The organism is Microcoleus sp. K4-B3 (assembly GCF_036704615.1).
Lineage (GTDB): Bacteria > Cyanobacteriota > Cyanobacteriia > Cyanobacteriales > Microcoleaceae > Microcoleus.
The window spans coordinates 1-12024 of record NZ_JAUBSF010000089.1 but is presented as its reverse complement, the minus strand read 5'-3'; the positions used below and the strand labels follow the sequence as shown (position 1 = coordinate 12024).

The window sequence follows — 12024 nt, the reverse complement described above, 5'->3', positions numbered from 1 at the left end:
GCTCTTCCGATCGTTTTGATTATGGCGAAGATTGCTGGTTTGGAATCGTTTTCTCGGTTCTGGAATAGCGGTAGTAGTCTGGACAGAACGTCAAAACAATGTAATCCGAATCATTTCAGCGCGAAGAGCTAACCGTCATGAGCAGAAACGATTTGAACAGTACCTCTGGTACTAACTGGGCAGCCTTAGAGTCAAGGTCAGAAGAGAATATCGACTACTCAGATATTCCACCGCTGACCGATGAATTTTTTGAACGATCGACTTTACGTATTCCAGCAGATCGAGCCCACAACTTAGTTCAGCTCGATCCAGATGTGAAGCAGTGGTTTGAGGCTCAAGGAGAACAGTATAAAACTCTAATTAATAACGTTTTACGCCAATATATAGAGAGCAAAAAAACTCAGCACTCAGCATAGCCGTGCGTTTTAACGGACGGACTCAATACTCTGGTGATGACTCAAAGCTTTGTACCGCCGTTGAAGGCATCGGTAGTAGATACCATAATGGCTTGATTCCCTTCTAGCGGCGATAATAGCGGTAGTAGTCTGGACACAACCTCAAAAAAATGTAATCCGAATCATTATCATTGCAGCCCACATTCGGCACCCGCTTAGTGTCACACCACGAATTTTCTGCTTTTGAGCATTTTGGACTGGCGATCGCGAAGCATAAATAATTGTTAAGCGATCGGGTATAACAAATCATTGGAGGGGACAAACAGCTATGATCTTAGTCAAGCTGAAGTTATCGCCGAGCGCCAAGTATAAATAATTGTTAAGCGCTCATCGATGCCTAACGAATCCTTGGATATGACAAAATCGCAATATTTTAGGTTTGAGTCAGAGGCGATCGTTTTCCGCTCAATTTAGCCGTTAGGTGGCAGCTATTTCGAGATAGAGATGTTCCCTTACAGTAATTGGTTAGTGATATATGGCTGAAATTGATAGAAATAAATTAATTGAACCAATTTCTAATTGGTTTGAAAACCAGCTTAAACCCATCGTGAAGTTCTTGATATATTTAAGAGTGCCTCTGACAGTTGCAATCGCAGCTTGGTATTTTTTTACCCAGATCGATCAAACCATTGAGGTCTATCTCGCCATTGCTTTAGATAGTAATGTACCTGAGGCAGTTGTTTCTACAGTATTTGTTGTTTTGCTTTCACTTGTTGTCTGGTTCGCGGCACGTTTACTTGAGAAACGCTATAAAGATTATCATTATCTTCCTGAATTCTACTACAAGCAAAAATTAGATAGCTTATACAAAAAGGCACCTCGTTTGCTAGGTGCTATACCACTGGGTAGCGTTGCTTATGGCACTTGGGCTAGCCAAAAAATATCGAATGATACTGCCAATAATTTTTTGCTAGTGTGGATGTTTAGCAATATAGTTTTATTAGGAAGTTTATTTTATTTATTAATAAACCGTATAGAAATAAAAGCCTCAAAGTACCTACATTCCTTTCGCTCTAACAAGAAAAAGGAAGGTCTCTTTGGGCAAGTATTTGAAAATATATTTGTTAATATTGCCTGCTTTGTTTTTAGTCTTTTATCTTTGCCTATGATCCTGGCGGCAAAAGATTCACGTGGGTCTTTTGGTGTAATTGCTGTTTTTCTGTTGCTCGTATTTTCTAATGTGGGGCTAGTTGCTTGGCAAATAAAGCCAGAGTCACGATGGACCGTTGTTAGGATTTGTTCAATTTTGCTGCTGGCATCCCTCGCCTTCTTAGGGTTGAAGATGCGTCCGACATTTCTTCCCGATCGGCTGGGTTCAATTAGTGTGCTGGCAATATCGTTGACGATTGTGGTGGTTGTTTTTTCAACAATTTACCACTGGGGGAAACGAACTAAAATACCCGGCATAACGATTTTAATCGGATTAATGTTAGTTTCTAGTGCACTAAATCTTAATGACAATCACCGCTTTCAACAAATCAGCCCACCCGAAAAGTCAGTCCTTCCCCTTCCAACTTTAGAATCTAGTTTTCAGCAATGGTTAGCTAATCGCCCCGATCGCGCTCAATTCTCAGATAAACCCTATCCTGTCTATATCGCTGCGGCTCAAGGTGGGGGTATCTATGCCGCTTATCATGCAGCGACAGCCTTCACAAAGCTAACAGAATATTTTCCGAATTTTCCTCAGCATGTATTTGCAATCAGTGGGGTGTCTGGCGGTAGCTTGGGGGCTTCTGCCTTTTCAAGTTTGGTGAAAGTGGGTGGAATTAGTGGTAAATCCCTTAGCCAAACGGCTAGCAAACTGTTTAGCAGTGACTTGCTGACGCCCCTCCTGACGATGGGGCTATTCCCTGACCTGGTTCAGCGATTTATCTTTTTCCCAATAGACGATTGGGATCGGGCAAGAGGTCTGGAAGTTGCGTTTGAACAAGCTTGGGATAAGCTGTCTCTTCCAAATCCAGATAATCCCTTGCGGCAGTCTTTTTACAAACACTGGCAGCCCCAGGGCAAAGCCCCTGCACTGGTTCTCAACACAACTGTTGTCCAAACTGGCGATCGCCTGGTGATCAGCCCCTTTAAGATTAACTTGCCCAACAAAAAAAATATTGCCATTGATGAACCCGATCTAGATTTGAAACTGAGTACAGCCGCTGGCCTCAGTGCTCGTTTTCCCTACTTCACCCCTGTAGGGTGGTACCAAAGCAGTAAGGACAAAAGTAAATTGCATTTGGCTGATGGCGGTTATTTTGATAATTCTGGTATTCCTACTGCTTTGGACATTGGGCGGAACTTACAGCAACTTCCGGGTTACGGAACAACCTTTGAAATTGTCTACCTATCCTTAATTGATGGGCAATTTAACGAGCCTACAACTCAACTCAAGAGTGAAGGACTGAACGAGCTTTTATCGCCAGTTCGTGCCTTGTTTAGTGCGCGCGAGTCCCGCAGCCGCAGTGCTGTTGAGTTGTCTATGTTCACGCTCAATGATAAGACTAATGATAAGACTACTGATGCTCCACTCAAATATAAATTCAGAACCTTGTTCCTGAACAAGTCAGGTAATGGCGTTAAGTTGCCTCTGGGTTGGCTCATCTCTAAGCGCTCAAGGGAATTTATCGATCTGCAGACACCTGATCCCAATGACCCAGCAACACCCTGTGATAGAGAAAAATTCCTAGAAGGAATTGCAAACGGTCTGGTGGGTATGGATAAGAATCATAACCTTTGTGTGATCGCATCGATTGGCGACGATTTGAGAATGACCCCAAAGCAAGACCCTGTGATACCAAAAAAATCCTAGAAGCCATTGCAAACGTTCAGGTGAGCATGGATGACAATCATAACCTTTGTGCGATCGCATTGATTGGCAACGATTTGAGTTAGATTAAGGTAATATCTAGCGATCTACACCTACTGTCTATTTAGCAAAGGCGGGATCGTGGAATTGTTAAGCTAACGGCGCAACCTAACAATTCGGTTGGAGGGGATTGTTGAAAGTCGCTGGTGGTGCTAGGAGTGCTATTTGCAACCGCTCAACCTGAACGTTCTACCAGCAGCGAAAAGTTCGTTGAGGTGGTCGGTTTCAGTTCTAGATAATGCCAGCAAGAATAGTTGGCTTTGTTGTTAAGTTTGGAAAGGTTAAAAGCGATCGCAAAGCACAAATATTTGTTAAGCGAAAAGTCTTTTTATCTGCGATCGCATCGATCGAACTTGTGAAAAGTTCGATCGCCCATTTCCTACTCAACAAACAGCCGCTACACCCAATTCCTGAATCGCCGCCTCCGGGCCAACCAAAGAAATATACGGTTCTACAAAATATTTCTTAGCAGCATCCCGCGCTTGTGAAGCTGTCACCTGTGCAATTTCTTCTTGAAATTGTTGGTCAAATTTAATTCCCAATCCCAAAATTTCGTACCAGCCTAAAACTTGGGCAATTTGCGAATTAGTTTGTTTTCCTAAAGCATATTGACCGAGCATTTTATTCTTGCAAGCTTGCAATTCTTCTTCGCTTAGTTCGGTGTTGGCGAGTCGATCGACTTCTGCGCGCAATCCTTCAAAAGCAGTCGCCGTATTTTCCGGCGCTGTACCCATGTACACGACAAACTGAGCCGTGTCCAAGCGCGTCGCGTAGACTGCAGAAACGTCGTAAGCCAAGCCCCGCTTTTCCCGCAATTCCACAAACAATCGGCTCGACAAACCGTTACCCAAATAAGTATTCAGCAACTTAATCGCTGCGTAGTCGGGATTTCTGACAGAGGGTGCGAGGTAGCCCAGCATAATCACTGATTGCTGCGTATCTTGCGCCGTAACGACCGATTGAGGGGAGGGGGACAGGGGGGGGACGCTTAAAGTTGGCAGGGGTGTTAAAGGCGCTTTCCAGTCGCCAAAAGTTCGATCGATCAGGGCGATCGCATCTTCGGTCGATATTCTGCCGGCTACAGAAATAACTACATTATCGGGACGGAAATAGGTTTTGTGGAACTGTTCGAGCTCGTTTCTGGTGAGCTTTGACATAGTAGCTTCCGTGCCCAAGGGAGAGAAAGCATAGGGATGTTCCTGGTACATCGAGTGCCGCAATTGCTCGAAGGCGATCGCAAATGGCTGTTCTTGCTGCGATCGAATTGCCGATATGGCAATGCGGCGTTCGAGTTCGACTTCAGCTTCCGGGAAAGTGGGCGATCGGGTCAATTGCGCCGCCAACTCCAAAATCTCCTCAAAATCCGCAGAAACCGTCTTCAAACTCACTAAAAAATAGTCAGTAGTAGAGTCGGCACTCAACCTCGCTCCCACCGATTCTACACGCTCGGCAATTTCCAGCGAAGACAGCCGATCGGTTCCCTTAGTCATTACCGCCGACAGCAAGTGACACAATCCTGCTTGTTCCGGCTGCACGTAGCGACTGCCGGCCCGCAGGAATATCCTAGCTGCAATAATATCTGCTGCTGGATTTTCTGCTGCCAAGACAACAATACCGTTGTCTAAAACCGTGCGCTGGATTTCATTTTTCATTGAATTCTTTGTTAACTGTTGACTGTTGACTGTTCGCTGTTCGCTGTTCGCTATTGGCTGTTGACTGTTCGCTGTTCGCTGTTCGCTATTGGCTGTTGACTGTTCGCTGTTGATTGTTGACCACAGTAACAGATACATTTAACCCGGTACATCTAGGAATCCACCTAAATCTACTTTGTATGACATATGCTTATAACGATCGTGACTTAATGTAACAATCGCTCTTGCTGTTTTAGTTGCAAGTCTTCTCTTACCTTTTTTCAATTAACCGTCAACCGTCAACCGTTATTAGATTGGTTTGAGTACCACGGCTGTATAGCGCCGCGGAGAGAGATATTGTTGAGCTAGGCGCTGGAGGTCTAATGGCCCAAATGCTTTAATCCTGGTGGGATAGCTGAGCGCTAATTCCGCAGTGGCGATCGTATTGTAATATCCGTAAAGACCGGCTAGCTGTCCCGGCGTTTCGATGGAGAAAGCAAAATCGTTGCACAGCAAACGCTTACAGCGAAGTAGTTCTACCTCGGAAACCGGCTCAGACTGCAATTCCCAAAGCCGATCGCAAATCCGAGATTCCACCTGTTCGAGATCCTTCGCGTCCAAGACTGCACTGATAGTAAATAAACTCGATTCCCGTTGCAGCGAGAAAGTGCTGTCTATCGCCTCTACCAATTGTAATTCTTCCCGCAATTCCCTGACTAAACGCGAAGTCCGCCCGTTTGCAAGCAACACCGAAAGCAAATCCAAGCCGCAAGCACTTTGCAAGTGTTCAACTCCCGGGCCCGTCCAGGCCATCATCAGCCGCGCTTGTTCCAATCGGGGGAGACAGAGTTCCTGACGGCGAATTTCTATCAGTGGCGGTTCCGCCTCTGCGGTTAATTTGGGACAATCCCACCGATCGGAAAACTGCTCGAATGCTTTCCCCGTAACATCTCTAGCCTGTTGTTCATCAATTCCCCCGACTATCACCACAGTCATATTTTCCGGCTGATAGTGCGATCGGTGGAAACAGCGCATTTCGTGGGGAGTTCGCGACATCAGCAGTTCTTCCGTGCCGAGTACCGATCGTCTGTAGGGATGTCGCTGGTAAACTGTTTCCATCATGGCTTGGAAACCCAGCCAATCGGGATTGTCTTGAGCTTGGCGGATTTCTTCTAGCACCACATCTCGCTCGCGATCGAATTCCCGATCGGGAATCGAAGCGCGCAGCAGCAATTCTGCCAGGGGCTGCGCTGTTTCTGCTAAATAATCGGCTGCAGCGTTGACGAAAAAATGCGCGTAGTCGTGACTTGTTGCTGCATTGGCGACACCGCCGCGATTTTCTATTACTTGGTCAAATTCTCCCGGGGCGATCGAATCCGTCCCTTTAAATATCATGTGTTCTAGAAAATGAGCCATTCCCGACCAAGAATCCGGCTCCAGCGTAGCGCCAGCCCTTACCCACACGTCTAGGGCGACCACCGGTGTGGCCGAAATCCGCTGGTGAATGACCGTTAACCCGTTGTTGAGCTTCCAGACATTGGCTGGGAACTCTAAAGCAGTGAGCAGTTGAGACAAGCTAGTTATTCTTAAACTTTAGTTAACTTCGGCTGCAACTATGGTAGCGCTTTACAGCTCGGCGATCGGGATTAATTGATACAGAAATCATCACTCAGTCGATTTTAGATTTTAGATTTTAGATTTTAGATTTACTGCACAGATGAATCTGGGGGCTTGAACAAGAGTCTAAAATTTTGAGCCGATTGCGACAGGAGTACGTGGCACCGTATCCGTTTTTGGGCGGAGTCTTCTGCCATTAATCCTTACTCATCATTTATTTTTTGCTTTTTGCTTTTTTTCAAGCAGTCTCAAATACATACCACTTTTTCGTTAAAAAGTCAATAGGTTTCGCGGGATATTAATGAATCAGTCGGGAGAAAGAGGGAGTTATCACAATATTTCAATAAATTAAAAGATGTAAGAACACTAAAGACCTTAAGAGGAGAAACGACAGATGGTAGCTACCTTAGAAGATACCAAGCGCCAAGCGATCGCAACTAAATTAGCAGACATGAAAGCGCTGCAAAACCTGCTGATCGCCAACGAGCAATTGTTCATCAATTCCTGCAACGACTCCGAACTGTGCGATCGCTTCCGCCATATGCTTGAGGACGATCGCAAAAACTTGGGCGTATTAGAGACCGTAATCGTTCAATACGGAATTCAAACCGAACCCAAAGAAACATTCACAAAAATGATCGAAGAAGTTCAGAAACTAATGAAAGGTTCTGAACTAACATTGTTTGAAAAAGTCGCTCAGCACGAACTGCTCAAACACAAACAAACAATGGCCGGTCTGTTAGTACACAAAGCCGCTCAAATAGTCGGCGCAGACATCGAAGCCGCCATTACTCCCCTCAACACAGTTAACTTTGAAAACCGCGCTCACCAAGAGCAACTCAAAGGAGTTATGGAAGTCTTAGGAGTGCGCGAACTAACCGGCAAAGACCCCGACCAAGGTGTTTGGGCCCGCGTGCAAGATGCAATGGCAGCCATGACGGGCATCATCGGCGGTGCAGTTACCCGAACCAAAGATGAGATGAACATCACCGAAATCATCACCATGGATCACCGCAAAGCCGATACCCTATTTATGGAGATCGAAAAAACCGACGATCCGAAAAAATTGCAAGAATTCTTCGGTCAGTTGTACAAAGATTTAAGCGTCCACGCCGAAGCAGAAGAACAAATTGTTTACCCCGCAATTCGCAGCTACTACAGCAACACTCAAGAACTGTACGACGAGCAAGCAGAAATGAAGCAAATGCTTGCCAAAATTAAGGCAATGAGCCCCAGTTCTTCTGATTTCAAAGCCCAAATCAAACTGCTCAAAACAGCGGTTCAGGATCACGTAAAAGAAGAAGAAAACGATATGTTCCCTCAAATTCGCCGCAACTTGAGCGAAGCACAAATGGAACAAATGGCTACTCAATTCAAAGCAGCCAAAAGCACCATCCAGCAAGAAATGGCTAACCTGAGCTAATTCAGCAGTCGGCTAATTTTAACTCTAGCAAAACTAGAGAATAGCTAAACTGCAACCTATCAATCCCGCTACCAACCTGGTAGCGGGATTATTGTTTTTTATAAACATACCAATCTTCCTTCAAATTATACCTAGCCATTATCAAAAATTTTGCAACAGTAACCAGGGGTGATAAAATGTAATCCCATCCAGCGAGAGATTCTATTGTTTCTGTTGGAAATTATTCAATATCAGCGCGAAAATTTTCTTTAAAATTCTCTAAATTTTCCTATGTACCACAACTTAATTGTTGTTTTATATAGGGTCACAGCCTCTCAATCAAATTGAATTCCGGGCTTTATGGTGATTGAAAAATCCGTAAAATGTCCCGAAGGTATTTTCAGGCTACTACGAGCAGTGAAACCTACCATTATCCAATTGAAGAACATTTAAATGCTCCAGGATATTCAGAGGCTAATTGAGTTCAAACTCAAAAAAAATAGACCGTCTAGATGTGAGAATTTGCTCCCAAAATATTTATCCTATTTGTGGGGCAACTGCCCCTAAATAGTAAGCTTGAAAATTAAATTGAACTTTACCTATTGCTTTGACTCCAAAATCTATATTTTTTTATTTTCATCGTTTTTAAGCTAATTTTACTTTCATGTTGACACCAATCCGATCACTCATCCTGTGCTGGGATTGGAGTAGTATACTCTACCGATTCAGATACTTTGAGTAACTTTTTGAGTTTTTTTCAACTCGCTAACTGCCGACTTATCTTTTTGGTTACTCAAACGCCTTGGTACTTTTAATTTTGCCGACCCTCGGTTCCTGAAAATTGTCTGGAGCAGTCAAAATCTACTGCTGCTAATAAAGAATTAGTTGTAACTCGTCTACTGTTAAACCAATTCTTTAGCAGCAGTAGACTTTCCATAACTGTCCTTAATCTCTAGTGGTTGTAGCATAGTTTTTGGGAAATAGTATAAATTTAGGACAATTTTTATTAAAAAATCTTCAAAGTATGATTTAAGAAGCGTTGGTTTCTGGCTAGCCGGAACAGGGAGGCAGGCAGTTAGAAAACAAGCTGAAGCGGGGATAGACTTTGGGAGTTATTCGAGATGTCTAAGACACAATAGCGATACGTCCTTGGAAAGATGCGATCGCACTGCTGCCTTCCTAGGATTATAAAAGTTGGAAGCCCACAGTCCCCACAGGTTGTCTGCTAGAAAGAGAAGCAAGCCCAGACAAACGACTGCGGAGCAGTTAAACAGGAGTTTGGAAGTTATGAACAGTTCCTTGACCCGCCCCTTGGCCGTCGTGACGGGTGCCTCTAACGGCATCGGCTACGAACTCGCCAAACAGTTCGCTCAAAACGGCTTCGATCTTCTAGTCACCTCCACCGGCCCAAGTATCAATGAAGCCGCTCTTGCCTTCGAGAAGCTCGGTGTCCAAGTCGAGACGGTGCAGGCAGACCTCGCTACCTACGACGGTGTTGAAACGCTCTACAACAAGATTAAGGCGACTGGTAGATCGGTGGATGCGATCGCGATTAACGCAGGTGTCGGTGTCGGTGGCGATTTTGCCCGCGAAACTGACCTGAAGGACGAACTCAATCTGATCAACCTAAACGTCGTCTCCTCCGTACATCTGGCCAAACGGGTAGTGAAGGATATGGTCGATCGCCACCAGGGTCGCATCCTCTTCACTTCGTCGATCGCCGCCCTGATGCCGGGGCCGTTCGAGGCAGTATACGCGGCATCCAAAGCGTTTGTCCACTCGTTCTCGGAGGCGCTGCGTAACGAGTTGAAGGATACGGGCGTCACCGTCACCTCGCTGATGCCCGGACCAACCGATACCAACTTCTTCCATCGGGCCGGAATGGATGATACTAAGGCCGGTGCCGATCGGAAAGATGACCCGGCTATGGTTGCCAAGCAAGGTTTCGAGGCGCTGATGGCAGGCAAAGACAGCATTGTTGCAGGATCGCTCAAGACGAAGCTTCAGGGCACCGCGAGCAAGGTCTTGCCTGATACCGCTAATGCCGAACAGCACCGTCAACTTACTGAACCCGGGTCGGCTAATAAGTAATCTGCGCCTACAGATCGATCGAATATGGTCAGTTGACACTCTTTTCAACTAGGCCGGAACTTACACGTTTATGATCGCTCTGAGGAGGCATCGTAACAGAGGATTTATGCAAATTCACCATCTCAATTGTGGCTGTATGTGCCCGATTGGCGGGGCGCTTTTTGATGGCTTCAGTCGCGGGCTGACGGCGAACCTCGTCTGCCATTGTCTGCTCGTTGAAACGAATCAGGGACTTGTTCTAATTGATACCGGTTTCGGACTGCGCGATATCAAGGCGCCTTATTGCCGGCTCAGCGCATTCTTTGTCCACTTTAATAACATCCAGTTCGATCGCAAGTACACGGCCATCGCTCAAATCGAGCAGCTTGGATTTTCTGCAAGCGATGTGCGCCATATTGTGCTGACCCACCTCGATTTCGATCATGCCGGTGGTCTAGAGGATTTTCCTGAAGCAACGGTACACGTTATGCAGTCGGAAATGGATGCTGCGCACGATCGGCACGGTTTCATCACAAAAAGGCGCTATCGTCTAGGGCAGTGGGATGAAGTCAAACACTGGAAATACTATTCGGCGGGGGGCGAACCTTGGTTCGGTTTTGAGGCAGTCCGCGATCTTGACGGGCTACCACCAGAGATTCTGCTCATCCCGCTTACCGGTCACACGCGGGGTCATGCGGGCATCGCGATCGACACCCCGGAGGGTTGGCTCCTACACGCAGGCGATGCCTACTTTTACCGAGACGAGATGGGTTCCTCCAAACGACGCTGCACGCCCGGACTACGCGCGTACCAGTGGATGATGGAGGTAGACCGCAAGGCTAGGTTGCTAAATCAAGACCGGCTGCGCGCATTATCAGTCGATCGGAGTAAGGGCGTGCGCCTCTTCTGTAGCCACGACGCCATTGAGTTGAAAGCGTTCACTGGCAAGTCCAGCAGTTCTCACAACTAGACATTTCATCATTTACAAAACCTCTGCCAGTAACACCGATTCAGGAACCAGAGCTTATCCCTGTTACCGACTTTTCAGACAAATCCTTGCTCTGATTTCCTAGAGACCTTTATGTCTTTTAAATGCTTGGCGTTAGTGCTTTTGTATTCATGAGCTTATATAGCAAGTCCAAATTATTTGTGCAAAAGCATCATATTTTTTAAAGTTAGAAGCAATAAAATTTTTTAAATGCAAAAAATTGAAATAGTTTCTTAACTATGCTGAAAATTTTACAGACAGCATAAAAACCTGTAATAAAGTTTTTACTTTGCAGCCAAATACTTTCTACTGGATTTTATTCAGGGCAATAAGAGCAAAATCAACAACAAGTTATTGACCATTCTGACTGTGATTTACAGTCGTTTTCCCTCATTAATAGCTGCTGCATTGCTTGACCTCTATGGTAGCTCGCACCATCCCCGATTAACAACATTTCTTGATGTGGATTCATTTTCTTTAGTCCTTCAACCAATTTGCCTGTGTTTTCTCCATTTCCCGCTTCATATGGCTTCACAATAAATTATTTACTCACTGACTAAATTTAATGCACCATGCCGGAGTTTGCCTGTCTCGTTGATTGTCCAGCTTGACTACCGTTCTTTCTTGACGATCGCCCCATAAGTAGTTAAAGATATCATCGCCTTGTAAGTGACGCTCATCTCAGGCATACACTACCAGTTCTATTGGTGCTATTTCTGGCTTGTGCTTTGATAATAGCTCAGCAATTATAGCGTTTGTTTTAATAGCTTCTGCCTGTTGCCTTGATTTTTATACGTTAGCTTTCTGACAGCTTAATTAACCAGTTTTCAATATTCGACAGTAACTTTACCGCAATTTGAATATTACATCATAAATTGAGATCGAGTATCTTTCTAGTTCTAATAGATTCCGGTTTTTAGCTTGAGATAAGCTGTTTCGCATTTAAATTGTGATAATAGCATTTCCTTTGTTTTTAAGTTTCCGTCCCCATTTGATAACCAATT

The 12024-nt window shown here is 45.2% G+C and carries 8 protein-coding genes; 5 read left to right on the top strand and 3 right to left on the bottom strand.

Annotation, left to right across the window (positions count from 1 at the left end; all coding sequences use genetic code 11):
• The first annotated feature begins 137 nt into the window (after positions 1–137).
• Positions 138–416: a BrnA antitoxin family protein gene (locus QUA78_RS26465; RefSeq protein WP_333304137.1), complete on the top strand. Its 279-nt coding sequence runs from the start codon at positions 138–140 to the stop codon at positions 414–416.
• A gap of 514 nt (positions 417–930) precedes the next feature.
• On the top strand, positions 931–3255 hold the full coding sequence (locus tag QUA78_RS26460) for a patatin-like phospholipase family protein (RefSeq protein ID WP_333304136.1): 2325 nt from the start codon (positions 931–933) through the stop codon (positions 3253–3255).
• A 288-nt stretch (positions 3256–3543) separates the two neighbouring features.
• Here QUA78_RS26460 and QUA78_RS26455 read toward each other — a convergent pair whose 3' ends face one another.
• The 3 genes from QUA78_RS26455 to QUA78_RS26445 all read right to left on the bottom strand — a co-directional run bounded on the left by QUA78_RS26455 (position 3544) and on the right by QUA78_RS26445 (position 6518).
• Positions 3544–3699 (bottom strand): hypothetical protein, encoded by a 156-nt coding sequence (locus tag QUA78_RS26455; protein WP_333399108.1) that lies wholly within the window; start codon positions 3697–3699, stop codon positions 3544–3546.
• Positions 3696–4964, bottom strand: coding sequence for a pitrilysin family protein (locus tag QUA78_RS26450; protein ID WP_333399109.1), 1269 nt, complete (start codon positions 4962–4964; stop codon positions 3696–3698). Before QUA78_RS26450 ends, QUA78_RS26455 begins: the two co-directional genes overlap by 4 nt.
• A gap of 288 nt (positions 4965–5252) precedes the next feature.
• Positions 5253–6518 (bottom strand): pitrilysin family protein, encoded by a 1266-nt coding sequence (locus tag QUA78_RS26445; protein WP_333306503.1) that lies wholly within the window; start codon positions 6516–6518, stop codon positions 5253–5255.
• Between the two features lie 436 nt (positions 6519–6954).
• Between QUA78_RS26445 and QUA78_RS26440 the strand changes: the two genes are divergently transcribed.
• The 3 genes from QUA78_RS26440 (at position 6955) to QUA78_RS26430 (ending at position 11002) form a co-directional block, all read left to right on the top strand.
• The gene (locus QUA78_RS26440; protein WP_333306500.1) at positions 6955–7983 is read left to right on the top strand and encodes a hemerythrin domain-containing protein; all 1029 of its coding nucleotides are present in this window, start codon (positions 6955–6957) and stop codon (positions 7981–7983) included.
• Between the two features lie 1266 nt (positions 7984–9249).
• Positions 9250–10053, top strand: a complete 804-nt coding sequence (locus tag QUA78_RS26435; RefSeq protein WP_333306499.1) for an SDR family NAD(P)-dependent oxidoreductase — start codon at positions 9250–9252, stop codon at positions 10051–10053.
• Between the two features lie 106 nt (positions 10054–10159).
• A complete protein-coding gene (locus QUA78_RS26430) occupies positions 10160–11002 on the top strand; it encodes an MBL fold metallo-hydrolase (RefSeq protein WP_333306497.1) in 843 nt (280 codons plus the stop codon).
• The last annotated feature ends 1022 nt before the right edge of the window (positions 11003–12024 follow it).

What these genes read in the sequence shown, in the direction of transcription:
- QUA78_RS26465 (WP_333304137.1), top strand. Translation starts at nt 138, where the DNA reads ATGAGCAGAAACGATTTGAACAGTACCTCTGGTACTAACTGGGCAGCC.
- QUA78_RS26460 (WP_333304136.1), top strand. Translation starts at nt 931, where the DNA reads ATGGCTGAAATTGATAGAAATAAATTAATTGAACCAATTTCTAATTGG.
- QUA78_RS26450 (WP_333399109.1), bottom strand. Translation starts at nt 4,964, where the DNA reads ATGAAAAATGAAATCCAGCGCACGGTTTTAGACAACGGTATTGTTGTC.
- QUA78_RS26440 (WP_333306500.1), top strand. Translation starts at nt 6,955, where the DNA reads ATGGTAGCTACCTTAGAAGATACCAAGCGCCAAGCGATCGCAACTAAA.
- QUA78_RS26435 (WP_333306499.1), top strand. Translation starts at nt 9,250, where the DNA reads ATGAACAGTTCCTTGACCCGCCCCTTGGCCGTCGTGACGGGTGCCTCT.
- QUA78_RS26430 (WP_333306497.1), top strand. Translation starts at nt 10,160, where the DNA reads ATGCAAATTCACCATCTCAATTGTGGCTGTATGTGCCCGATTGGCGGG.